Genomic DNA, 24664 nt, shown 5'->3' on the forward strand with positions numbered 1-24664 from the left:
CTCAGATAGGGGGGTAAATCAGGCACTGGAAAATGGGATCGTCACGCCGCTCAAACCGCGTCGCGCGTGCCGGCGCGCGGTGGCCAGCGTCCAATTCGCCCGCGCTGCTTCGAGCGCAATACGGTCGTGGTGAACGAACGAGGCGACACATGACGGGCCACGTAGCGTTCCAGCACGAGCGCAAGCGTGTACGGGCTCACGTCACCGAACTCCGTTTCGTCGAAAGTCAGCTCGCATTCAATCCCGCGGCCGAACATGTGATCGCCGTCGAGCGCCAGACGACGGTTGACAGGCGTGGCGGTTGCGCCCACGAGCCCCGCCACGTGACGCCGCAATTCATGAGACTCGGTGCCCAGGTACAGGTCCATCAGCCTGCGCAGTCCGTCGCCGGCGCACGGTTGATCCGGCCGGTCGTCGAACGCCCTGTAGGTGAAGCTCAGTTGCCCGATCAACTGCCATGCGCGCTTACCGAACGCAAGCGGTGGCCGGGGCGTCGTCGGCGCGCGCAGCAGGCCAATGCTCTTTTGGGGAATCGAGCTCGCCACAGACAGGTCGGACACGCCGTTGCACGGCACCACGCACGGGAGGTCACGATTGGTCAGGAGCGCTTCGAGCGACACATTGCGAATGCCTTCTGCATCAGGCATTCCTTTCTCGTCCACCAGCGAGAGGAACGTGCGTGTTTCCGTGAACGGCCGGCGGCTGCCGTAGTGGCGGGAGTCATCAGCCGGGCGGGTCAACTCGCGCCGTATCGTAAAGTAGCGCCCGCTTTGACCATCGCCATCCCGGTAGCGCGTGTGCAGGGGATGGAGTCGCAGCGCTTCCGCGTGTTCCGAAACCTGTCCCCAGGCACCCGATACCGAATACACGTCGTAGTCACGCGGAAATTTGGCCACAGGCACGAGCGGGTGGTTAGTTGCCCGAGCGCCGAGCGTCAGCCACTCGGTGCGCCGTGGAAACAGGTTGATGATGGGCGTGCAGAACAGCGCGAAATGCGATGCGTCGACCGTCTCTGCCAGCTTGTCCACGCGGCGGTCGAGCAACACGACGATTTCAGCCTCGTTGCTGCCGATGGCGGATAACCCCATGCAGAGGCCGGTGAGCGTGAAAAACCAGAAGCGTGCGGGGCAGCTGAAATACTCCTGCAACAGGTTGTGCCCGTGGAACTTGTGAGGGACGGCGGGCAGCAGGCCCTGTTCCGGCTCGAGTGCATCATGCACGACCGCATTCTCGGTGACGACATGCAGCGTGCCGGTCGTAAACTCGCCGGGTACGCCCGTGATGGTGGCCACGCCGGCCGCGTGAACCAGTTCGAACAGGTGCGAGGCGCTCGCTTCGTCGCCGGCCAGGCAGACCGTCAGCCGGTCGAGCTCCGCGAGACTTGAGATCGGCGCGCCGTTGATCGTTCGCAGAAGAAGCCGTAATGCGCCCTGTATCTGCACGTCTTGGGCGACGTAGCGGCCGAGCCCCGGAATGTCGGGCGGAATGCCGGTTAGCCGTGCCTGCGCGATTTCCAGTGGATACAGCGTCACGTCCTGGCTGCTGCGGAACTCACAGGCCGTCAGCTCACCGTCGGGCACGCGTGACATGAAGGCCGTGCCGCGCGGCACCACGGTTGCGTTGGCGAACTGCTTTCCTCGTGCGAGCGGGAACACACGCGCGACAGCCATTGAGGGAGTCTGGCTGACATAGTTCGGATAGAGGGTTTGCAGCAGCGGCTGGGTGAACTCCGCGAAGGTTTCATCGAGGCGCATCTGCATGCGCGCGGTCGAGAAGGCCGATGACTGGAGCAAGCGCTCGACGAAGGGATCGCCGACTTCGCCCGCCTGCATGCCGAGTCGCTTCGCGATCTTCGGATGCGCGTTGGCAAACTCCTGCGCCAGTTCATACATGTAGAGCAGTTCGGCGTGGTAGTGCTCAAGAAGTCGCGGATGCATCTGTGCGCATTACCTCGGGCAGCGCGTCGGCGAGGCAAACGCAAAGGTGCGTCCGTTGCAGGGGTGGACACGCGTGTCCTCTGCATATCTCATCGTTATGTCATCCTTATTATTTGAGCTGAAAGCTAGACCGGAACCGTCATTGAATCGTAAGCCGGCCCGTCCTGCCATCGGAAAATTCACAAAAAGGCAGGAGATATTTCCCTTAGGGCGCTCGCGTCGAACACAGTGCGAATTGGCTGCGCGCGGTCAGCGCGCAATGCTTTCCTGATCGGTCCCATTAGCGTTGCAATGATTTGCCTTGCGTCGTTGGTCGAGTCACCGGTTACGGCCTCCCCAGGCTCCTGTGTTTTGCCGTGACCCGTTGCGACACTTCGTCAAACCGGCCGTCGACAATCTGTACTCGTGCCGTTTGAAATATGACGTGTACGACGCAGATGAATCAGCAAAGCGATGCCGTCGCCGTGAGCGCTGTGAGAACCTGCATGATTCACGATGAGCGAAATCTGATCGCTACCTTCGATAGCGGCACGGCGATTCTTATCCCGCGGCGCACAGCGAGGCTGCATAGCTAGCCGGGAACCGAATCACGTCGTGACGGCATCCGGCTATGACCGTTGCCGCTGCGGACAACCCACCACCGTTCAGCAAGACAATCCATTTACCAATTAAGGTGTTCGTCAACGGCCTTGTGCCGAGTCGTGCACATGCCGGCTAGGTGTTGAGACTCGAAGGGGGTGAGCAAACACCACCCGTGCCAGAAACAGATCGGCACACTCCATCTCGTCGCGCCAGGCGCGCGGCCCTCTCGCGCTACGCGCACAGGCAAGCGGATCGCGACAGGCTCCTCAATCGCTAACGGATGGATGGATATGGCATCGAACTTGAGTGTTGGAACGAACCTGGTCACTGGTCAGGAATCCTACTTTGGTGACATGAAGCTGACACCCGAGCAGATCAGGCTCGTCAATGCGAGCCCCCAGTTTCGATCTCAACTATTCGATTATGGCAGTGACGTAAAGTCGGGCAAAATGGATCCGATGAACAGGGGCAAAGACTTTGCCACGTATTTAGACGACAGGTACATCGTCATCGGTCAATATCAAGACTCCACAACGTCAGACACTACGTTACTAAGTGATTTGTCGCATGAAATTGGACATTACGAGAATCGCGCAAACGATAAAGCGTTCAGGTCGCAGTATGCTGTCAATCCGCGCGATCCCCAGGCCTATAACGTGGCGGCGCTAATGGGTTCTCATCAAGAAGGGGAGGCGGTCGCGAACAACTATCAGATTCAACAGGAAATCCAGAAAAACACGGCTTCGGAGAACGCGCCTGCAATCCAGATCGAAGTTAGCGAAATACCGGGCCTGCAGGAGAAACTCGATGCCCTGCGCGCAGCCGATGCAGGCGCCGGCAAGTCGATCGCGGAGGATCGCAACAATCTCATCGTTGCCGGAATGAACGGTTACGTTAATGTAAATCCCTCCACTGCGACTGATAAGACCTACTACCAGTACTACGGAGAGGGCAGCGGCATGCCGGCACCGGAAACTGGCAGTATCAAGCAGGTCGAGTTCACCGGCGACGCGCAGGGTGACATTAATTCGATGACTGAACATTGGGCGTCCGGTGATGTCGGCACGCAGACGTTCTCCAGAGGCAAAATCCAGACTGCAGAACTCGCGAACGCTCACGGCGAATTAACCTCGACAGCGGCCTATAGTTACGCAAAGGACGGTGCCTATTCGGTCGATGTCAGGAATGGCGCGGGACGTGAAACTGCGCGTGCTGAGTTCAATGCGGACAGGTCAGGAACAGTACGCGACTATGCGAGCGATAACTCGTCTCAGGTCACTTCGTTCGATGCAAGAAACCGCAACACCCAGATTGCCCAATTCGATAGCCAAGGAGAGAAAATCGCGGCGGATTACCTCGTTCCAGAAACGGGAAAGTTCGCCGTTCAGGATCGCAAGTCAACGGACGGCGGGCGTACGGTGTCCAACTATGATGCAGAAGGACGTGTTCGGGCGCAGTTCCAGTACGCTCGCGATGGACAGCCCGTATTGTCGCGTGACCTTGACGAGAATGGTAAGGATACGTTCCTGGTGGAGTACCACAAAGACGGTAGCCGGACAGTCGCGACTGTCAATGCCGACGGTTCCGAGACTGCCCATATAGTTGACAGGAACGGCATGCGTGGCAAGGACGTCACGTTGCAGCCGCCAAAGGAAGCAGGCGCGGCTAAAGCCTGACGGTTTTTCTGACCCGCGTGCGGGGCAGCCGGGTCGCAGCCCCGCACGCAGGGCAATCAAACCGTTCGCCCGGGTAATAGGAAGATCTTGCCGTCCGCGCCGCGAAATGGTCATGTGCCTTGAGCACCGCCAGGGGCAGCTGGGCGAGGACGCGTGCACCGAAGTTTTCCGCTCCGCCCGTGCGGCCCTCACTCCCCATCAATCGCCCACTCCACCGCCGCCTGCGCATGCAAGGCGGTCGTATCGAACACGGGCAACACCGAGTCTTCCGGCTTGATCAGCAACGTAATTTCCGTGCAGCCGAGAATCACCGCCTGCGCGCCACGCGCGGCCAGCGCCTCGATCACACGCCGATAAACCGCGCGTGAAGCGTCATTCACCTTACCGTGGCACAGCTCGTCGTAGATGATGCGGTGCACCTCGGCACGTTCGGCTTCATCCGGAACCAGTGTCGTCAGGCCATAGCGCTCGCGCAGGCGCCCTGTGTAGAAAGTTTGCTCCATCGTATAGCGCGTGCCGAGCAAACCCACTCGTTCGACGCCCGCCGCACGCAACGCGTTGCCGGTCGGGTCGGCGATATGCAGGAACGGCACGTCGATCGCCGCTTCGATCGATTCATACACGCGATGCATCGTATTGGTTGCGAGCAGCACCAGATCGGCGCCGCCGCGTTCGACTTGGCGCGCGGCATCGGCCAACTGTCGGCCAAGCGTGTCCCAGTCGCCCGTGCGCTGGAGCGCTTCGACCGGCGCGAAGTCGACGGTGAGCATCAGGCTGCGGGCGTTGTGGTGGCCACCCAGGCGCGCTTTGGCGTGGCGGTTCAGGAGCCTGTAATACTCGGTGGACGATTCCCAACTCATCCCGCCGATCACCCCAATTGTTTTCATGTGCCTGCTCCCTGAGTGAATGACGGCGCGGCATCGACCGTCTGTCCGGCGAGTATAGGCGGGCGGCGGGACGCGCAGCCGGTACGGATCGCGCGCCGCTCGCCGGTACGGCCAGATGAAAAAACGCGCGAAAAACGCCGGATAAACGTCGCCACGCGCTTTCTGACGCCGATAGAATCGTGATCAATCAGGAAGGGCCAAAGGGAGCGATACATGGATCTGATCATCCGCCGCGCGACGTTGCCACCGGGCGCCGCGCCGCAGCACAAGGAGCCGGTCGACATCGGCATCGAAGCGGGCCGCATCGTCACCGTCGAACCGAATCTGGCCGCGAGCACGCGCGAAGAAATCGATGCCGCCGGTTCACTTGTCACGCCGCCGTTCGTCGATCCACATTTCCATATGGACGCGACGCTCTCGTACGGATTGCCACGCGTGAACGCATCGGGCACGCTGCTGGAGGGCATCGCGCTATGGGGCGAACTGAAGCCGGACCTCACGCAGGAGGCGCTGATCGAGCGCGCGCTGCAGTATTGCGACTGGGCCGTCGCGCGCGGGCTGCTGGCCATCCGCAGCCACGTGGATGTGTGTGATCCACGCCTGCTCGCGGTCGAGGCGCTGGTCGAAGTGAAGCGCCGCGTCGCGCCGTATCTCGACCTGCAACTGGTGGCCTTTCCACAAGACGGCGTGTTGCGCAGCGCGGGCGCTTTCGAGAATCTCAAACGGTCGATCGCGATGGGCGTGGATGTGGTCGGCGGCATTCCGCATTTCGAGCGCACCATGGCCGACGGCGCGCAGTCCGTGCGTCTCTTGTGCGAGTACGCGGCGGAGCAGGGCTTGCGCGTGGACATGCATTGCGATGAATCGGACGACCCTTTGTCGCGTCACATCGAGACGCTCGCGGCCGAAACGCATCGGCTCGGCTTGCAGGGGCGCGTGACCGGCTCGCATCTGACCTCGATGCATTCCATGGACAACTACTACGTCAGCAAACTCCTGCCGCTACTGCGCGAGGCGGGCGTCGCGGCGATTGCGAATCCGCTGATCAACATCACGCTGCAAGGCCGCAGCGACACCTATCCGAAACGTCGCGGTATGACACGCGTGCCGGAAATGATGGCAGCGGGCATCAACGTCGCGTTCGGCCACGATTGCGTGATGGACCCGTGGTACAGCCTCGGGTCGGGCGACATGCTGGAAGTCGCGCACATGGGTTTGCATGTGGCGCAGATGACGGGTGTCGAAGGCATGCGCGCCTGCTTCGACGCGGTGACGGCGAACGCCGCGCGCATTCTCGGCCTCGAAGGCTACGGCATCGCGCCGGGCTGCGCGGCCAATCTCGTGTTGCTCGACGCGCGCGATCCGGTGGAAGCAATCCGCTTGCGCGCGGCGCGTCTTGCTGTGGTGAGTCGCGGCAAGGTGGTGAGCCGCGCGCCGGCTGCGCGTGCCGCGTTGTCGCTCGAAGGGCGGCCATCGGAAGTGGATTTCAAACTGCATCGCGCCTAGTTGCGCGTTCAGCGCTGACAAAGAAAAAAGCCGGTGCTTGCGTTAAGCAAGTCACCGGCTTTCATCGGACGACGCAAGCGCCGACGCTCGCATTAACCCCTCAATGCGCCGCGCCCGGCGTCATGCCGTTGTGACGCAGCAGTGCGTCGATATTCGGCTCGCGGCCGCGGAATGCCTTGAACGATTCCATCGCCGGACGGCTGCCGCCCACTTCCAGAATCTCCTTGCGATAACGCATGCCGGTCGCCTGATCGAGCACGCTGCCGCTCGCCGCTTGCGCCGCTTCTTCAAATGCCGCGTAGGCGTCGGCAGAGAGCACTTCAGCCCATTTGTAGCTGTAGTAGCCCGCCGCATAGCCGCCCGCGAAAATATGGCTGAACGTATTCGGCCAGCGCGAGAACGGCGCTTGCGGCACGACGTGGAAGCGCTCGTTGATTTCGCTCGCGAGTTCGGTGGCGTTCTTGGTGCCGGAGGCGTCGAAGCCGGTATGCAGTTGCATGTCGAACATCGAGAAGACGATCTGGCGCAGCGTGCCCAGACCGCTCTGGAAGTTCTTCGCGGCGAGCATCTTGTCGAACAGTTCGCGCGGCAACGGCTTGGCGGTTTCGACGTGCGAAGTCATGTCGCTCAGCACGTCCCACTCCCAGCAGAAATTCTCCATGAATTGCGACGGCAGTTCGACCGCGTCCCACTCCACGCCGTTGATGCCCGACACGCCCAGCTCATCCACACGCGTGAGCATGTGATGCAAGCCGTGGCCAAACTCGTGGAACAGCGTGATCACTTCGTCGTGCGTGAAGCAGGCGGGCTTGCCGCCGACCGGCGCCGAGAAGTTGCAGGTCAGATACGCGACCGGCGTTTGCACGCTGCCATGCGTGTGCTTGTGACGGCCGCGCGCGTCGTCCATCCAGGCGCCGCCGCGTTTGCCTTCGCGCGCATACAGATCAAGGTAGAACTGCGCGACCAGCCCGCCGTCCTGATTCTCGACGCGGAAAAAGCGCACGTCCGGGTGCCACACGGCCGCTTCGTCGCGGCGGATGCGCACGCCGAACAGCGTTTCCGTGACCTTGAAGAGACCCTTGAAGACAGCGTCTTCCGGAAAGTACTGTTTGACCTCGTTCTCGGAGAACGAATAGCGCTTCTGACGCAGACGCTCCGCGGCAAACGTCATGTCCCACGGTTGCAGCTCGCTCATGCCGAGTTCGTTCGCGGCGAATTCGCGCAGCTCCTTCCAGTCCTGCTCGGCATGCGGACGCGCACGCGTGGCGAGGTCTTCGAGGAAGCTCATGACCTGGGCGGGCGACTCGGCCATTTTCGGCGCGAGCGAGACTTCGGCGAAGTTGTTGAAGCCGAGCATGTGCGCTTCTTCAGCGCGCAGCTTCAACTGCTCGGCGAGCACCGCCGTGTTGTCCCACTCGGGCTTGCCGTTGCCGTATTGCGGGCCGAGCTCTGAAGCGCGCGTCACGTACGCGCGATACATCGCCTCGCGCATCGGACGATTTTCCGAGTACTGCATCACCGGGAAATACGACGGGAAATGCAGCGTGAATTTGTAGCCGGTTTTGCCTTCGCGCTCGGCCGCTTCCCTGGCGGCTTCGACCACGTCTTCGGGCAGGCCGGCCAGTTGCGCTTCATTGCCGGCTTCGACGATATACGCATACGCATTGGTCGCGTCGAGCACGTGATCCGAAAACGCTTTCGAGAGCGCCGCCTGACGTTCCTGCAATTCGGCGAAATGCGGCTTCTGGTCTTCCGGCAATTCCGCGCCGGACAGGCGGAAATCGCGCAGCGCATTGCCGAGGATCTTCTTGCGCTCGCCGGTCAGCGAGGCGAAATCGCTACTGGCATGCAGCGCCTTGTACTTTTCGTACAGCGCGAGATTCTGTCCAACGCTCGACCAGAATTCGGTGACTCGCGGCAGGTTCTCGCCATACACGGCGCGCAATTCGGGCGTATCGGCGACGGCGTTCAGATGGCCGACCACGCTCCAGGCGCGCGATAGCGGTTCGGTCGCGCGCTCGACCGGTTCGACCACGTCGGCCCACGAGGCGGGCGTGATCGGCTGGGCGGCGCGCTCGACGGCGGCGGCAGCGTCGGCGAGCAGCACATCGAGGGCGGGCGTGACGTGTTCGGGACGGATTTGGCCAAAGCGCGGCAGGTCGGAGAAATCGAGGAGCGGATTGTCGTGATTCGAGGCGGTAGTGGACATGAGGCTTCCTGTCTGACGCGGGTGAACGGGTAATCGGTGCATGGACGGGTGTTCCCTTGGGCAACGCCCTTCGGGGCGCGCGCGACGACGCCCTGTCGCAGCCGATACAGACATTATTGGGGCAGGGCGCGCCGATTCCAATCCGTCGGCAGACAAATTATCAGATGTCGCCGCGCCGTGTGGGTTGCAGCGCAAGCGGGACAAGCGGCACAAGCGCGGCGCGGGGAAAAAGCGCCACTGTGCTTTGTGCGAAAACGAACGGTTCCAATTGCTGCTATGCGGCAAGGTGGGGTGTCGCTACCGGTCAGCGGCGTTTTTCGTAAAAGAGGTATGGATGAACCCGCTTTCGGATGCGTTATCGCGCAAGGGCAACAACTTTGATCTCGTGCGGCTGCTGGCCGCTATCGCCGTCGTCTACGGTCATTCCTACCTGCTCCAGGCGCCCGACGGCACCACGGATTGGGTCCAGAACGCGCTCGGTTTCGACGGTTTTGGCGCGCTCGGCGTCTACGCCTTTTTCCTCTTGAGCGGCATGCTGGTCATCGCCAGCTTCGACCGGCAGCGCTCGGTGCCGCGCTTCGCCGTCTTGCGCATCGCGCGCCTTTGGCCAGCGATCGCGGCCGGTTCGCTGGTGACGGTGTTCATCGTCGGCCCGCTGTTTACGACGCTGCCGCTGCGCGAGTACTTCGCCTCTGGCATGACGTGGGCCAACCTCGACAATTTCTCGACCATCGTGCTGAAAACCGGCTGGGCGCTGCCGGGCGTGTTCGAGCACAACCGCTTTCCCGTCGACGTCTGCGCACCGCTCTGGACGCTGCCGCTCGAAGTAAGGTGCTATCTGATCGTGCTCGTGACCGGCATGGTCGGACTGCTGTCCAGTTCGCGCGGCGTGGCGCTCGCTGCCGCGCTGGGTTGCGCCGCGTTCGTACTGCGCGTGAATCTGTCGCATTGGCAGGTCGGCTTGCGCGATTTCAGCGAAACGCCCGGCGGATATTCATTCTGGCCGGAGCCGTTTTTCATGCTGGGCATGCTGTTGTACGGCTGGCGTGAACGCATCGACATCAACGGTCTGACGGCGCTGGCGCTCACGATGGTGTTTCTGGTGTTCCGCGACACGGCCGGCGCGCAGCCGCTGTTTTATCTGGCCTTCGTGTATGGCGTGCTGTGGGTCGGAACGACGCCGTTGTTGCGGCGCCTCGTGCCGCGTCACGATTACTCGTACGGCATCTATCTGTATGGCTTCATGGTGCAGCAATGCGTTGCGAATCTCGCGCCGCAGTTGAGCCATGTGGCGGCGATCCTGATCGCCGCGCCGTTCATCCTGCTGTGCGCGGCGCTGTCGTGGCACTTCGTGGAACGGCCCGTGCTGAAGTGGTGCCGCGGGCGTCTGGCGCGCCGCTCGACGCCGCTGGCGACGGGTATGCCGGCAAGCGATCAAGCCGTGCGCTGAGATATGCGGCGCGTGTGGGGCGGGTATATGGCGCGAAGGTGGCGCGAAGGTGGCGCGGTGTGGCGCCGATCATGGTCGATGCCTGGCGCGAGGCCAGGGCCTGAAAGGTTTCGATGCCGGCGGAGCGGCTCTGCGCTCTGCCGGCTTTCCGCCCGACGTCCACCGCCCGACGTTCTCCGCCTGACATTTTCCGCTTTACGCGTTCGCTGCTGCTTCGCGCTCGGCGGCTTCGATCGTGTTGACGAGCAGCATGGTGATGGTCATCGGGCCGACGCCGCCCGGCACCGGCGTGATATAGCCGGCCACTTCCTTGACACCCGCAAAGTCGACGTCACCGCACAGTTTGCCGGCTTCGTCGCGGTTCATGCCCACGTCGATCACCGCCGCGCCGGGCTTCACCATGTCGGCCGTGAGAATGTTGCGCAAGCCCGTGGCGGCGACCACCACGTCGGCGTTGCGCGTGTGGGCGGCCAGGTCGCGCGTCTTGCTGTGGCAGATCGTCACGGTCGCGCCGGCTTCGAGCAGCAGCAGCGCCATCGGCTTGCCGACGATGTTCGAGCGGCCGATCACCACCGCGTTCGCGCCCTGCAGCGGAATCTGGTAGGCCGCGAGCATTTTCATGACGCCGTACGGCGTGCACGGGCGAAACAGCGGCTGGCCGGTCATCAGCGCGCCGGCGTTGGCGACGTGAAAGCCGTCCACGTCCTTTTCCGGCGCGATCGCCTCGATCACCTTATGGCTATCGATGTGCGGCGGCAGCGGCAGTTGCACCAGAATGCCGTGGATGCGCGGGTCGTGGTTCAGTTCGTCGATGCGCGCGAGCAGTTCGGCTTCCGGCAGGTCGGCCGGATAACGGTCGAACGACGAGCCGAGGCCATTGTCGTGACACGCCTTGACCTTGTTGCGCACGTACACTTCGCTAGCCGGATTGTCGCCGACCAGCACCACGGCGAGGCCCGGCTGATGGCCGCGGGCGGTGAGGGCGGCGGCGCGTGCGGCGACGTCGGCGCGCAGGGTCTTGGAAAGGGCGAGGCCGTCGATCAGTTTGGCAGTCATGGTCGGGTCGAGATGGGCAGTTTGGAAAGCGGGGCAGGGCGCAGACGCTCGAGCGGGCCACGCGCGATGGCGCTTTTCAGCGGGAATGGGTCGGCACGTGAAAAGCGCGCGGCGCGAATCGGGGTTATGCGGCGCTGCAAAGTCCGACATTATACCGGCCCTGGCTCGCACGCCGCGCACGGATGGCCGGTTGCATCGCGGCGTTGCGGGGGGAGACGCGTACGCCGTCGCGCCGGCTCGCTACGGCTGGACCGCTTGCCAACCCGAGTCCGGATCGAACGTCTTGATCGCCGCCGCCGCACGCGTGGTTTGCGGCCCGAGGTTTTTCTGATACACCTGCCCCTCCTGGTTGACGATGAAACTCATCACGCCGGTCTTGCCGTATTCGGCCGGCGAGGCGATCAGCCCGAAGCCTTTGGACAGCACGCCGTGTTCGAAGTAGTTCTGCGCGCCACCCTTCGCGTGCGGCCCTTGCGCCGTGAGGATGCGATAGTGATAGCCGTGATAGGCCTCCTGAGGCAGCGTGCCGTTCGGCATGGTGGCGGCGAGCGGTCCAAACGGGCTCTCCGGTTCGCCCGGCGCCGTTGTCCAATACAGTCCGTCATGCTGTCCCGGCGTACTGACGAAGCGTTGTGCGTAGCGCTGGGTCAGGTTGCGATAGTCGTATTGCGCATCCAGGTAGGCGAGCGAAGTCAGGATCGCGGCGCGCTCATTGCGGCCAATGCGGCGCGTCAGCATCTCGTCGCGTGCCGCCGGCAGGTCGAAGCGCCAACCGTTGCCCGCTCGCACGAGCGGAATCGGCAGGTTCCAGCCACTGTAGCCCACTGTCAGATGCGCGGTGACGCGCCCCCTGTCGATAGCCGGCTCCTCGATGATCTGATGGTTTTTCGACCATTCGCCGAGGAACTGGTAGATGTCGTCCTCGCCGATGCCTTCGGTCGGAATGACGCGTTGAAAGTCGCTGCCGAGCACGTGCTTGAGCGCGTCCTCGTCGTTACGGGCGAGCGCTTCGACGAATGCATTGGCGGCGTCGTTGGCGCTAGGGTAGATCGCCTGGGCATGGGCCGGGATCGTGCTGATCAGCAGCACCGGAGCAAGGAGCAGCGTGGCAGTGGTGCCGAGAGCGACCGCTACGTTCAGGACGTTGGCGCGCAGCGTGCGCGTTGAGAATAGACGCATCATCAGAGACTCCTTTTTTGTTCAACGGCCGCGGCCGAAGTGGTGCTCACCTGCGCCGCCGCCGCCCAATCCGCCGCTCCAATTGCCGATTCCACTGCCATGCTGGCCGCTGCCGTTTGCACCGAGACTTGCCGACGTGCGCTGCTGGCCCCCGCCGTTTGCGCCGAGACCTGCCGACGCGCGCTGCTGGCCCCCGCCGTTTGCACCAGGCGCGGCGTGTGAGTGTTGCAGCCGCCTGCGTTCGCACCGCGATCTCCCGCTGCGTACTGCTGGCCACCGCGGCTGGCGAGCGCGTCGCGGCTTGTCTGACCGCGCTGCGTGTCCTGTCGCGCGGCGTTGCCGTCGCCGGCGCCGCGCAGCGCATTGTCGCGATTGGCGTTCCGCGCGCGGTTTTGCAGTTCGGGGTTCGCCGTGCCGCCGTGGCGGATCCCTTGCAGGCGCTCGCTCGCGCTGCCGCCCAGATTCTGGCCGGTGCGGCTCTGCAAGGTCTGCTGTGCCTGAGCGCGGGCGTTGTCGCGGCCGCGATACGCAGCGCGCTGCGTGCCGCCGACGTTGTTGTTCAGGTTGCGTTCGAGATTCGCGTTGTTGTCGTTGCGGTTGACATTGCTGTTGCGATTCCAGTTCGTCGTGCTGCCATTCACGTTGAGCCGGTTGTTCACGTTGATCGTGTTGTACCGGTTCACGTTGATATTGACGTCATGCGAGTTCCAGTTGAAGCCGCCCCACAGCGCGTTCGCGACGGCGATACCCGTGCCGAACGCGAGGCCGGCCATGAAGCTGGTGGCGATGGTGTAGCCGGGCGGCGGCGGCACATACACCGGCGGATAAGCGGGATAGGGCCATACACCGTAGACCACCGTGGGGTTATAGGTCGGCACGTACACCACCTGCGGATTGGCCGGCACGATCTGAATCGAGTTCTGCTCGACCACAATCGTTTGTTGCGCACTCGTTTTCAGATTGCCGGCCGCTTGCGCTTGCCTGCGCAGACGCTGAACGGAGTCCATCACGTCACCAGGCTGGGCAAGGAACGCGGTGCCGAGTTGCGCGACCCAATCGGATTTCGAGGCCATGGTGGCGAGCACCTGCGGAAAAGCGACGAGTGACTGCACGCTCGCGTCCCACGGCTCGGCTGCGACCGCTCTGACCGCGTCGTCGCCCTGCAGCCTGGCGTTCGCTTTGGACCATGCGGCCGCAGCCCGCACGTCTTGCGGAAAGGTCGAGGCCATCAGCACCTGGGCGAGCAGGGCGTCCGGATAAAGCGCCACGGGAGCGGCCAGCGAATCGAGCTGCTGGTTCGACATTCTGGTGGCGGCTTGCGCATGGACGGCGTCCGGCGTGGCGAGCCCGCTGAAGAGCGGCGCGCCCGCGAGAACCGCGCAGACGAACAACGCACGCGAGCGGTGTGCTCCGGATCGTTTCACGATGAATTCCTCCCGGTGGTGTTGATAAGACGCGACGTGGATTCGCAGTACTGACTGCGTCGGTTCGTCGCAATGGAATCTGCCATGGAGTGGCGGAGCGAGCAGGTGTCCGGTTTGCCGTCAAGTGGCTCGGCGCAAACACGTGCTGCTAGAAGGAAACATTCGATCCTATCCGATTGTTTCGCACCACCAGGCGATACGGCGTGCGGCGTTTTGCAGCACGTCATTCCCGCGTTGATCGCGCTATCGACGACAACCGCTAAGGAGTTCTGCGTAAATTAAAGGGTGCGGATCAGTCCGTCAATCTTGTCTGAGGAAAGAAATTGTTGCGAAATCGGGTAAGCATTTGCTGAGTAATGCGTATTATTTTCCGGGAAATGCGTCGATTTAACGCAGTTCGCGTTGATGGCCGTGAGAAGTGTGCGAGGCGCTGAAGGGCGTTGAAGGGCGTTGAAGGGCGCTGAAGGGCGCTGAGGGAATGGCAGGCGGGAGAGGGCGGGGCGGGCCGGACTCGTGGATAGTCCGGCCATTGATGCGCGGCACTGTTCCGGTGGCGAGTCCCGCGAGGGGACTTCCTTCGGGCGTGCCGGCAGGTGCGGCTTATTGCGCCGGTTGCGGCTTGTTCGACAGCGCGAGTCGCAGCAGGTCGGCGACCGTGTTGACGTTGAGCTTTTCCATGATGTTCGCGCGGTGCGCTTCGACCGTCTTGATGCTGATGCCGAGGTCGTCGGCGATCTGCTTGTTCAAGCGGCCGGCAATGATGCGTTCGAGCACCTGGTGCTCACGTGCGGTCAGCTTGCCGAGACGCTCGGCGGCGGCGCGCTGCTGCTGCACGCTGCTGCTTTCGCTACGCGCCTTGTCGAGCATGCGCTCGACCAGCTTGCGCAACTCGGCTTCGTCGAACGGCTTTTCGATGAAGTCCATCGCGCCTTTTTTCATCGTGGACACAGCCATCGGCACATCGCCGTGGCCCGTCACGAAGATGATCGGCAGCGACGCGTTGTCGGCGATCAGGCGTTCCTGCAACTCGAGCCCGCTCATGCCGGACATCCGCACGTCGAGGATCAGGCAGGCGATCTGGCCCGGATGCGTGTGCGGCTGCCATGCGTCGATGAACTGCTCGGCGCTGGAGAAGCATTGCACGCGGTAGCCGTTCGCCTCCAGCAGCCAGCGCAGCGAATCTCGCACGGCCTCGTCGTCGTCGACGACAAAGACAGTTTCCTGTGTGGTGACTGGGCTGTTCATAGCTCTCCCGTAACGGTTTGTGGTGTCGGCGCCTGTGACCCGCCGTTGCTCGGGCCGTCAGGCTCTCCAATAGGCAGACTGCAATGGAACGTGGCGCCCGTGATGTGGCCGTCAGATTCGACGTTGTTCACCACCCACAGACGACCGCGGTGCGATTCGATAATCGAACGGCAAATATTCAGCCCCATGCCCATACCATCGGACTTGGTGCTGTAAAACGGTTCGAACAGCCGCTCGGCTGTTGCTTCGTCGACGCCCGGCCCCTGGTCGACGACGCTGATGCAGACAAACCCGCCTTCCAGCCGAACGACCACGCGGATCACCGGATCAACCGCGTTCGGACGGGCTTCGGCCATCGCTTCGGCGCCGTTCTTCAGCAGGTTGACCAGTACCTGCTCGATCAGCACCGGATCGACATAGATCACCGGCAGGCGCGCGCGCAGATCGGTAACGATGCGAATGCGGCGCTTTCTCGCCTCGAGTTCGGCCAGACCCACCGCGTCCGCGACGATATCGGCCACGCGCGTGGCCTGACGCTTCGGCTCGCTGCGCTTCACGAACTCGCGAATGCGCTTGATGATCATGCCGGCACGCACCGCCTGTTGGGCCGTCTTTTCGAGCACGGGCAGCAGATTGTCAGGTGTCGTCCGACCGGATTTAACCAGTGCGACGGTTCCGGAGCAATAGTTATTGATCGCGGCGAGCGGCTGGTTCAACTCGTGGGCGAGCGAGGAGGCCATTTCACCCATCGTCATGAGACGGCTGGTGAACTGCAGCTTTTCGTCCTGCTGGCGCGACAGTTCCTGCGCCTGCTTGCGCGTCGTGATGTCGGTTGCGATCTGCATCTGCGCGAGGTGGCCGTCCACCCACTGGATGTACTGGCGGCGCACTTCGAACCACTTCTGGATGCTTTGCACGTAGACTTCCTGCGCATCGGCGGTGCTTTCGGTCAACGCCGCGGCGGGCAGCCCGGCATAGGTGTCCACCATATCGATCGAATCGGACGACGCCTGTGCGCTATCGAACCCGCCGCCCGCCAATTCCAGATGTCCGTCCGGGCGAATCCCGAACAGGTGCCGGTAATAGCGGTTGGCGAACAGCAGTTCGGCTTCGTCGGCGGCCAGCACGGACACGGCCGCGTCGAGGCTTTCGAGCACGGTGGTGAAGCGCTCGTGCGCGGCGGCGAGTTCTTCGCGCGCGCGTTTCGGCTCGGTGATGTCGGTCATAGACGACATCCAGCCGGTCTGGCGGCCCGAGCTGTCGATCAGCGGCGACACATAGAGGCGGGCGTGGAACAGCGAGCCGTCCTTGCGGCGCACCCGCAATTCGAAGCCCGACGAAGGCGCCTTGCCGCGCAGCGTCATGTCGAGCTGGCGCTGCATTTCCGGATAAGCGTCGCGCGGCCAGTAGGCGAACGGCGCGTTCTTGCCGACCAGATCGCTTTCGTCCCAGCCGGTCATGCGGCAAAACGCTGGATTGACGTGGGTGATGCGCCCGTGCATGTCGAGCACGCGCATGCCGATCAGCACCGAGTTTTCCATCGCGCGGCGGAAGAACGCCTCGGCGTACAGCGCCTGCTGCGCCTCGAAGCGTTGGCGCGTGTGTTTCCACAAGCTCCACAGGCTCCACAACACGAAACAGGACAGACCCGCCACCAGCCACACCAGCGTGTTGTTGGTGAAGTTGGTCATCTGCGGGAACGCGTAGACGCGTACCGAGACGCCCTGGCCCGGCGGGTCGAGCGGCAGGTCGTAGAACATGTCGCGCGGCAGGCGCGGGCGGGTCGACGTGGTGGTCAACTCGCGGTTGTTCACGTCGATGATCGAGATTTTGTATTTCGCCGAGAGCTCGGGCGGAATGTCGTGCTTGAGGATCCCTTCCACCGAGAACACCGCGGCGATCGTGCCGAGGAAGTCGCGGTCGCGGAACACCGGCGTTTGCAGCGTGATGTAGCCGTTGCCGAGGTCGTCGTAGATGAGCGGCGAATAGACCTGGCGGCGCGTATTGCGCGCCTCGGCGAAGGCGGCTTTGACCGCTTCGTCCATCTGCGTGTCGTTCGGCCTCGCGAGCCGCTGGCCGAACACCGGCAGCGCGGTATTGGGCCAGCGCGGCTGCTGCTGGCTCGTGTACCAGTTCATGTAGAGGATCTCGGGATGCCCCTGCATGATGTCCGTGGTGGACACCTGGAACGAATGCGGATCGGCGTGACCGGCGACCAGATCGCGCGCGAGCGCCTGGATCTGTTCCTGCGCGCCGGTCATGGAAAGGCGGATCTGCTGCTGCGCCCACGCGACGTTACGGTAAAGCGTGTCTTCCTGCTGTTGCTGTTCGCGCCGGTTCAGGCTCCACAGAATCAGACTCATGACGACCAGAAACACCAGGATCGACAGGAGCGGCGTGAGCAAATAGGAATTGGACCACCACGGTCCGTGGTGCCAGCGGGAGGACGGCGTCGAATCCGCAGGCGAACCGGCGGTGCGCGCCGAGCGTGCGAAAAGCCGTTCGGTCAACATGCGAGGCATTGTAGCGCAGCGTGAAGCTAGTAAATGGCGCAAAAAAGCGCTGAAAGTGCCATTAATCGGCGCAAACTAGCCGACGTATTCGTCGATCGGCAGTCAAATCAGGTTGCGTCGCAACAATTTTCCGCATTATGAGAATCGATCTCGTAATTCGAAAATTTTGTTGCGCGGACGTCGGGACCCTTATTACAATCGGCCGAAGCTGCCGCGGCCGTGCTTCGTCCGCGTCGTCTGTTCAAAGAGCGTTCCTCTACATCCAGGAGACGAGCATGTCCGCTGTACCCGACGAAGTCATGAAATATGTCGCTGCTGAAAAAGACGACGATCCCCAGGAAACCGGCGAATGGCTTGAAGCGCTGGATGGCGTGATTTCTGCTGTGGGCCCCGATCGCGCTCACTACCTGATCGAGAAACAGATCGAGTTCGCCCGCGTGCATGGCGAACATCTGCCGTTCTCCGCCAACACGCCGTACATCAACACGATTCCCGTTTCGCGCCAGGCGAAGATTCCCGGCGATCAGGACATCGAACACCGTATCCGCTCGTACACCCGCTGGAACGCCATTGCCATGGTGCTGCGCGCCGGGAAGGAAACCAACGTGGGCGGCCACATCGCCTCGTTCGCTTCGGCCGCCACGCTGTACGACGTCGGCTACAACCACTTCTGGCATGCGCCGTCGGCTGAACATGGCGGCGATCTCGTGTTCGTGCAGGGCCATTCGTCGCCGGGTGTGTACTCGCGCGCGTTCCTGCTCGGCCGTCTGACCGAGAACCAGCTCGACAACTTCCGCCAGGAAGTGGGCGGCGAGGGCATCTCGTCGTACCCGCACCCGTGGCTGATGCCGGACTTCTGGCAATTCCCGACCGTATCGATGGGCCTCGGCCCGATCATGGCGATCTATCAGGCGCGCTTCATGAAGTACATGCAGGCGCGCGGCATTGCGAAGACCGACGGCCGCAAGGTCTGGGCGTTCCTCGGCGACGGCGAAACCGACGAACCGGAATCGCTCGGCGCGATCGGCATGGCTGGCCGTGAACGCCTCGACAACCTCGTGTTCGTGATCAACTGCAACCTGCAGCGTCTCGACGGTCCGGTGCGCGGCAACGGCAAGATCATCCAGGAACTGGAAAGCGAATTCCGCGGCGCCGGCTGGAACGTCATCAAGGTCATCTGGGGCAGCCGTTGGGACGCGCTGTTCCAACGCGACAAGTCGGGCGCGCTGATGCGCCGCATGATGGCCGTGGTCGACGGCGAATATCAGACGTACAAGTCGGAGTCGGGCGCGTATGTGCGCGAACACTTCTTCAACACGCCGGAACTCAAGGCGCTGGTCGCCGAATGGTCCGACGAGGAAATCTGGAACCTGAACCGCGGCGGGCACGATCCGCACAAGATCTACGCAGCGTTCCAGGAAGCGTCGAATTCGCAGGGCCAGCCGACCGTCATTCTCGCGAAGACGATCAAGGGCTACGGCATGGGCGAAGCCGGCCAGGCCATGAACATCACCCACCAGCAGAAAAAGCTGCACGTGGATCAGCTGAAGAAATTCCGCGACCAGTTCCGCCTGCCGATCTCCGACGAAGATCTCGTCAACGTGCCGTACCTCAAGTTCGAAGAAGGTTCGAAGGAACTGGAGTACATGCGTGCTCGCCGCCAGGACCTCGGTGGCTATCTGCCGGCGCGTCGCCAGAAGGCCGAGTCGCTGCCGGTGCCGGAACTGTCGGTATTCGAGCCGCTGCTCAAGGGCACGGGCGAAGGCCGCGAGATCTCCACGACCATGGCGTTCGTGCGGATCCTGAACATTCTGCTGAAGGACAAGGCACTCGGTAAGCGCATCGTGCCGATCGTGCCGGACGAGTCGCGTACGTTCGGTATGGAAGGCCTCTTCCGTCAGATCGGCATCTGGAATCAGGACGGCCAGAAGTACGTGCCGGAAGATTCCGACCAGCTGATGTTCTACCGTGAGTCGGAAACCGGTCAGATCCTGCAGGAAGGTATCAACGAAGCCGGTGGCATGGCCGACTGGATCGCAGCCGCGACGTCGTACTCGACGCACGGCGAGATCATGATCCCGTTCTACATCTTCTACTCGATGTTCGGCTTCCAGCGCATCGGCGACCTGGCATGGGCAGCGGGCGACATGCGCTCGCGCGGCTTCCTGCTGGGCGGCACGGCGGGCCGCACCACGCTGAACGGCGAAGGTCTGCAGCACGAAGACGGCCACTCGCTGCTGTGGGCGGCTTCGGTGCCGAACTGCATCAGCTACGACCCGACGTTCGGTTACGAACTCGCGGTCATCATGCAGGACGGCCTGCGCCGCATGGTCGCGGATCAGGAAGACGTGTACTACTACATCACGGTGATGAACGAGAACTACGAGCACCCGGCGATTCCGCAGGGCGACGCTGTAGCGGCCGACATCATCAAGGGTATGTACGCGTTCCGTAAGGCCGAAGCGGACAAGAAGGCGCCGCGCGTGCAACTGATGGGCGCGGGCACGATCTTCAACGAAGTGATCGCCGCCGCCGACCTGCTGAAGAACGACTGGGGCGTCGCCGCCGACCTGTGGAGCGTGCCGAGCTTCACCGAACTCGCGCGCGAAGGCCACGAAGTGCAGCGCTGGAACCTGCTGCACCCGACCGAAGAGAAAAAGCTCTCGCACGTCGAGAAGCTGCTGAAGGACGCGCAAGGTCCGGTCATCGCTTCGACCGACTATGTGCGCGCGCTGACCGAGCAGATTCGCGCGTTCGTGCCGCAGAAGTTCGTCGTGCTGGGCACGGATGGCTACGGCCGTTCGGACACGCGCGAAAAGCTGCGCCACTTCTTCGAAGTCGACCGCTACTGGGTCACGGTTGCTGCGTTGAATGCACTGGCAGATGAAGGCACGATCGAACGCAAGGTCGTCGCCGAGGCGCTCAAGAAATACAACCTTGATCCCGCCAAACCCAACCCGATGACCGTCTAAGGCATCCTTCCCCGTGTGCCATGGCGTGCGCGCCCGTCCCCTGATCGACAGGGGTTGGGCGCGTGCGCGGCCCAGGAGACACTAACAATGAGTCAAGCGATCGAAGTCAAGGTGCCGGACATCGGCGATTACAAGGACATCCCTGTGATCGAGGTGCTGGTGAAGGCGGGTGACACCGTCGAGAAAGAGCAATCGCTCGTTACGCTGGAATCCGACAAGGCGACCATGGACGTGCCGAGCTCGGCCGCCGGCGTCGTCAAGGAAGTGAAGGTCAAGGTCGGCGACAACGTCTCGGAAGGTTCGTTGATCGTCGTGCTGGAAGGCGCTGAAGGCGGCGCGGCTGCGCCTGCTCCGGCGCCTGCCGCTGCACCGGCTCCGGCTGCGGCTGCGGCTCCGGCACCAGCTGCCGCACCCGCGGCTGCCGCGGGCGGCGGTCTGCAGGAAGTCAAAGTACCGGATATCGGCGACTACAAAGACATTCCCGTGATCGAAGTCGCGGTGAAGGTCGGCGATCGCGTCGAGAAAGAGCAGTCGCTGGTGACGCTCGAATCCGACAAGGCGACCATGGACGTGCCGAGCTCGGCTGCCGGTATTGTCAAGGAACTGAAGGTCAAGGTCGGCGATACCGTCTCGGAAGGCTCGGTGATCGTGGTGGTGGAAGCGGAAGGCGGCGCGGCTGCGCCGGCTCCGGCTCCGGCTCCGAAGCAGGAAGCCGTCGAGAAGCCGTCCGATGCACCGGCCACGCCGTCGCCGGCTCCGGCGGCGCCGTCGGCGCTCGCACAGGCACCGGTCATTCCGGCCGGCGAAGGTGGCGCGCGTCACGCGAGCCATGCGTCGCCGTCGGTGCGCAAGTTCGCGCGCGAACTCGGCGTCGACGTGACACAGGTGCAGGGCACGGGTCCGAAGGGCCGCATCACGCAAGCCGACGTGACCGCCTTTATCAAGGGCGTCATGACCGGCCAGCGTGCGGCGCCGGCCGGTGCTGCTGCGCCGGCTGCGGCAGGTGGTGGCGAACTGAACCTGCTGCCGTGGCCGAAGGTCGACTTCACGAAATTCGGTCCGGTCGATCCGAAGCCGCTGTCGCGCATCAAGAAAATTTCGGGCGCGAATCTGCATCGCAACTGGGTCATGATTCCGCACGTCACGAACAACGACGAAGCGGACATCACCGATCTCGAAGCGCTGCGCGTGCAGTTGAACAAGGAGAACGAAAAGGCAGGCGTGAAGATCACCATGCTGGCTTTCGTGATCAAAGCTGTTGTTTCGGCCTTGAAGCAGTTCCCGACGTTCAATGCCAGCCTCGACGGCGACAACCTGGTGTTCAAGCAGTACTTCCATATCGGGTTTGCGGCTGACACGCCGAATGGTCTGGTCGTTCCTGTCATTCGCGATGCGGACAAGAAGGGCTTGATCGATATCGCCAAGGAAATGGCCGAGCTGTCGAAGGCCGCTCGCGACGGTAAGTTGAAGCCGGATCAGATGCAAGGCGGGTGCTTCTCGATTTCGTCTTTGGGTGGCATTGGCGGCACGAACTTCACGCCGATTATCAATGCGCCTGAAGTCGCCATTCTTGGTCTGTCGCGCGGTGCGATGAAGCCGGTTTGGGATGGTAAGCAGTTCGTGCCGCGTTTGATCCTGCCGCTCTCTTTGTCGTATGACCATCGGGTGATTGATGGTGCTGCGGCGGCCCGGTTCAATGCGTATCTTGGGGCGCTTCTTGCCGATTTCCGGCGTGTGATTCTTTGATGTGGTGATGGTTGCGCGGGGCGCGGGTTGTGTTTCTGTGATCCGCGTCTCTCTGTAGAACCTGCTTTCTTGTCGGTCTATTAGTGTCGCCCCTGTGCGGGGCGGCACCTACTTTTCTTTGTCTTCCAAAGAAAAGTAGGCAAAAGAAAGGCGCGTCCTTCGGCGGACTGCAAAGGATGATTCTGTTCGCCGCGCTGCCAGCTTGTAGGCTGCTTTTTTGAGGTTCTTCCTTCATCACGATCAATAAGAGAAGGGGACACTAATGAGTCTCGTCGAAGTAAAAGTGCCGGATATCGGCGACTTCAAAGACGTCGATGTCATCGAAGTCAATATCAAACCGGGCGACGTCATCGAGAATGAACAGGCGCTGATGACGCTCGAGTCCGACAAGGCCTCCATCGAAGTGCCGAGCGATACCGCCGGCACGGTCAAGGAAGTCCGCGTCAAAGCCGGCGACAAAGTCTCGCAAGGTACGGTGATCGCGCTCGTCGAAACATCGGCAGACGCGGCGCCCGCGAAAGATGCACCGAAGGCTCCGGCCAAAGAACCCGAGAAAGCGCCCGCTCAAGCGGAAGCCAAACCGCAGGCGGCCCAGGCTGCTGCGGCTCCGGCCAAGGCGGCAGCACCCGCGCCGCAAGCCGGCAGCTATTCCGGCTCCGCGGATATCGAGTGCGACATGCTCGTGCTCGGTTCGGGCCCCGGTGGTTATTCCGCCGCGTTCCGTTCCGCCGACCTTGGCATGAAGACCGTGCTCGTCGAACGTTACTCGACGCTCGGCGGCGTGTGTCTGAATGTCGGCTGTATTCCGTCGAAGGCGCTGTTGCACACCGCGCTCGTGATCGACGAAGCCGAAGCGCTCGGCGCGCACGGCATCACGTTCGGCAAGCCGCAAATCGATCTCGACAAGCTGCGCGACTTCAAGTCGGGCGTCGTCAAGAAGCTCACCGGCGGTCTCGCCGGCATGGCGAAGATGCGCAAGGTCGAAGTCGTGACGGGTAACGGCTCGTTCGTCGATCCGTATCACATGGAAGTGCAGACCGAGGGCGGCAAGAAGGTCGTCAAGTTCAAGCAGGCGATCATCGCCGCGGGCTCGGAAGCGGTGAAGCTGCCGTTCATTCCGGAAGATCCGCGTGTGGTCGATTCGACCGGTGCGCTCGAACTGCGTCAGATTCCGCAGCGCATGCTGGTGATCGGCGGCGGCATCATCGGTCTGGAAATGGCCACGGTGTACGCCACGCTCGGCGCGAAGATCGATGTGGTCGAAATGCTCGACGGCCTGATGGCCGGCGCGGACCGCGATCTGGTCAAGGTCTGGGAGAAGTACAACAGCAAGCGTTTCGCCAACGTCATGCTGAAGACCAAGACTACCGGTGCGCAAGCCAAAGACGACGGCATCTACGTGTCGTTCGAAGGCGAAAAAGCCCCGGCCGAAGCGCAGCGTTACGACCTCGTGCTGGTCGCCGTCGGCCGTACGCCGAATGGCAAGAAGATCGGCGCGGACAAGGCCGGCGTCGCGGTGACGGAGCGCGGCTTCATCGACGTCGACAAGCAGATGCGCACCAATGTGCCGCACATCTTCGCGATCGGCGATATCGTCGGTCAACCGATGCTCGCGCACAAGGCCGTGCACGAAGGCCACGTTGCCGCCGAAGCCGCGCATGGCGAGAAAGCGTACTTCGACGCGCTGCAGATTCCGTCGGTGGCCTACACCGACCCGGAAGTGGCATGGGCGGGCAAGACGGAAGACCAGTTGAAGGCAGCCGGCATCAAGTACGGCAAAGCGGTGTTCCCGTGGGCGGCTTCCGGCCGCGCGATCGCCAACGGCCGCGACGAAGGCTTCACGAAGCTGCTGTTCGACGAGGAAACGCATCGCGTGATCGGCGGCGGGATCGTCGGTCTGAATGCGGGCGACCTGATCAGCGAAGTGTGTCTCGCGGTCGAGATGGGTGCGGACGCAACGGATATCGGTAAGACGATTCACCCGCATCCGACGCTGGGCGAATCGATCGGTATGGCCGCCGAGTTGTATGAAGGCGTGTGTACCGACTTGCCGCCGCAGAAAAAGAAGTAATGCGCACTGGGCCGCCCGCATTCATGCGGGTGGTCCGGATAAAAAAACGGCGCGTCCCGCAAAGGACGCGCCGTTTTTCTTTCGGACAGCAGGGCAGGGCCATTACCGTGCAACGACGACGGTATCAAATCCGCTCAACGTCACCGGCGCCGGAACAGACGCGGCGGGAAAAAAAATCCCGGCCTTGCGCCGGGCAAACGATACGCTGTTT

The 24664-nt window shown here is 62.7% G+C and carries 13 protein-coding genes and 1 pseudogene; 6 read left to right on the forward strand and 8 right to left on the reverse strand.

All coding sequences use genetic code 11. The annotated features are described in order from the left end of the window. Positions 1-50: 50 nt before the first annotated feature. Positions 51-1937: a type VI secretion system baseplate subunit TssF gene (gene tssF, locus AC57B1_RS37200; protein WP_496420183.1), complete on the reverse strand. Its 1887-nt coding sequence runs from the start codon at positions 1935-1937 to the stop codon at positions 51-53. An 872-nt stretch (positions 1938-2809) separates the two neighbouring features. Here tssF and AC57B1_RS37205 point away from each other — a divergent pair. Further along, positions 2810-4195: a hypothetical protein gene (locus tag AC57B1_RS37205; protein ID WP_496420184.1), complete on the forward strand. Its 1386-nt coding sequence runs from the start codon at positions 2810-2812 to the stop codon at positions 4193-4195. A 188-nt stretch (positions 4196-4383) separates the two neighbouring features. Here the strand turns inward: AC57B1_RS37205 and AC57B1_RS37210 are convergent, their stop codons facing one another. Further along, entirely contained in the window at positions 4384-5082 is a 699-nt protein-coding gene (locus AC57B1_RS37210; protein WP_496420185.1) for an aspartate/glutamate racemase family protein, read from the reverse strand. Between the two features lie 213 nt (positions 5083-5295). On the opposite strand from AC57B1_RS37210, the gene AC57B1_RS37215 reads away from it, so the two are divergent. Next, entirely contained in the window at positions 5296-6588 is a 1293-nt protein-coding gene (locus AC57B1_RS37215; RefSeq protein WP_496420186.1) for an amidohydrolase family protein, read from the forward strand. A 100-nt stretch (positions 6589-6688) separates the two neighbouring features. Here AC57B1_RS37215 and AC57B1_RS37220 read toward each other — a convergent pair whose 3' ends face one another. Further along, positions 6689-8797 carry a M3 family metallopeptidase gene (locus AC57B1_RS37220; protein WP_408187439.1) on the reverse strand — a complete coding sequence of 703 codons (2109 nt, stop codon included), beginning with the start codon at positions 8795-8797 and terminating at the stop codon, positions 6689-6691. A 334-nt stretch (positions 8798-9131) separates the two neighbouring features. Between AC57B1_RS37220 and AC57B1_RS37225 the strand changes: the two genes are divergently transcribed. Next, positions 9132-10247 (forward strand): acyltransferase family protein, encoded by a 1116-nt coding sequence (locus AC57B1_RS37225; protein ID WP_496420187.1) that lies wholly within the window; start codon positions 9132-9134, stop codon positions 10245-10247. Between the two features lie 195 nt (positions 10248-10442). Here the strand turns inward: AC57B1_RS37225 and folD are convergent, their stop codons facing one another. The 5 genes and pseudogenes from folD to fixL all read right to left on the reverse strand — a co-directional run bounded on the left by folD (position 10443) and on the right by fixL (position 17664). Further along, positions 10443-11303 (reverse strand): bifunctional methylenetetrahydrofolate dehydrogenase/methenyltetrahydrofolate cyclohydrolase FolD, encoded by an 861-nt coding sequence (folD, locus tag AC57B1_RS37230; RefSeq protein ID WP_496420188.1) that lies wholly within the window; start codon positions 11301-11303, stop codon positions 10443-10445. 240 nt (positions 11304-11543) lie between these two features. Next, positions 11544-12485: a DUF2950 domain-containing protein gene (locus AC57B1_RS37235; RefSeq protein ID WP_496420189.1), complete on the reverse strand. Its 942-nt coding sequence runs from the start codon at positions 12483-12485 to the stop codon at positions 11544-11546. An 18-nt stretch (positions 12486-12503) separates the two neighbouring features. After that, positions 12504-13906 (reverse strand): annotated as a pseudogene (locus AC57B1_RS37240) (DUF3300 domain-containing protein). Between the two features lie 600 nt (positions 13907-14506). Further along, positions 14507-15151 carry an oxygen response regulator transcription factor FixJ gene (gene fixJ / locus AC57B1_RS37245; protein WP_007181270.1) on the reverse strand — a complete coding sequence of 215 codons (645 nt, stop codon included), beginning with the start codon at positions 15149-15151 and terminating at the stop codon, positions 14507-14509. Then, positions 15148-17664, reverse strand: coding sequence for an oxygen sensor histidine kinase FixL (fixL, locus tag AC57B1_RS37250; protein ID WP_408347710.1), 2517 nt, complete (start codon positions 17662-17664; stop codon positions 15148-15150). Before fixL ends, fixJ begins: the two co-directional genes overlap by 4 nt. Positions 17665-17939: 275 nt before the next feature. On the opposite strand from fixL, the gene aceE reads away from it, so the two are divergent. The 3 genes from aceE (at position 17940) to lpdA (ending at position 24453) form a co-directional block, all read left to right on the forward strand. Then, positions 17940-20636 carry a pyruvate dehydrogenase (acetyl-transferring), homodimeric type gene (gene aceE / locus AC57B1_RS37255; RefSeq protein WP_091792880.1) on the forward strand — a complete coding sequence of 899 codons (2697 nt, stop codon included), beginning with the start codon at positions 17940-17942 and terminating at the stop codon, positions 20634-20636. Positions 20637-20723: 87 nt separating this feature from the next. Further along, positions 20724-22382, forward strand: coding sequence for a dihydrolipoyllysine-residue acetyltransferase (aceF, locus tag AC57B1_RS37260; protein ID WP_496420190.1), 1659 nt, complete (start codon positions 20724-20726; stop codon positions 22380-22382). A gap of 262 nt (positions 22383-22644) precedes the next feature. Then, entirely contained in the window at positions 22645-24453 is a 1809-nt protein-coding gene (lpdA, locus tag AC57B1_RS37265; RefSeq protein WP_408301729.1) for a dihydrolipoyl dehydrogenase, read from the forward strand. The last annotated feature ends 211 nt before the right edge of the window (positions 24454-24664 follow it).

It is taken from the genome of Paraburkholderia sp. BGA-UO-ETr-F21 (assembly GCF_059567925.1).

Excerpts from the sequence above, each read along its gene's own strand:
- tssF (WP_496420183.1), bottom strand. The coding sequence starts at position 1,937 with ATGCATCCGCGACTTCTTGAGCACTACCACGCCGAACTGCTCTACATG.
- AC57B1_RS37205 (WP_496420184.1), top strand. The coding sequence starts at position 2,810 with ATGGCATCGAACTTGAGTGTTGGAACGAACCTGGTCACTGGTCAGGAA.
- AC57B1_RS37210 (WP_496420185.1), bottom strand. The coding sequence starts at position 5,082 with ATGAAAACAATTGGGGTGATCGGCGGGATGAGTTGGGAATCGTCCACC.
- AC57B1_RS37215 (WP_496420186.1), top strand. The coding sequence starts at position 5,296 with ATGGATCTGATCATCCGCCGCGCGACGTTGCCACCGGGCGCCGCGCCG.
- AC57B1_RS37220 (WP_408187439.1), bottom strand. The coding sequence starts at position 8,797 with ATGTCCACTACCGCCTCGAATCACGACAATCCGCTCCTCGATTTCTCC.
- AC57B1_RS37225 (WP_496420187.1), top strand. The coding sequence starts at position 9,132 with ATGAACCCGCTTTCGGATGCGTTATCGCGCAAGGGCAACAACTTTGAT.
- folD (WP_496420188.1), bottom strand. The coding sequence starts at position 11,303 with ATGACTGCCAAACTGATCGACGGCCTCGCCCTTTCCAAGACCCTGCGC.
- AC57B1_RS37235 (WP_496420189.1), bottom strand. The coding sequence starts at position 12,485 with ATGATGCGTCTATTCTCAACGCGCACGCTGCGCGCCAACGTCCTGAAC.
- fixJ (WP_007181270.1), bottom strand. The coding sequence starts at position 15,151 with ATGAACAGCCCAGTCACCACACAGGAAACTGTCTTTGTCGTCGACGAC.
- fixL (WP_408347710.1), bottom strand. The coding sequence starts at position 17,664 with ATGTTGACCGAACGGCTTTTCGCACGCTCGGCGCGCACCGCCGGTTCG.
- aceE (WP_091792880.1), top strand. The coding sequence starts at position 17,940 with ATGTCCGCTGTACCCGACGAAGTCATGAAATATGTCGCTGCTGAAAAA.
- aceF (WP_496420190.1), top strand. The coding sequence starts at position 20,724 with ATGAGTCAAGCGATCGAAGTCAAGGTGCCGGACATCGGCGATTACAAG.
- lpdA (WP_408301729.1), top strand. The coding sequence starts at position 22,645 with ATGAGTCTCGTCGAAGTAAAAGTGCCGGATATCGGCGACTTCAAAGAC.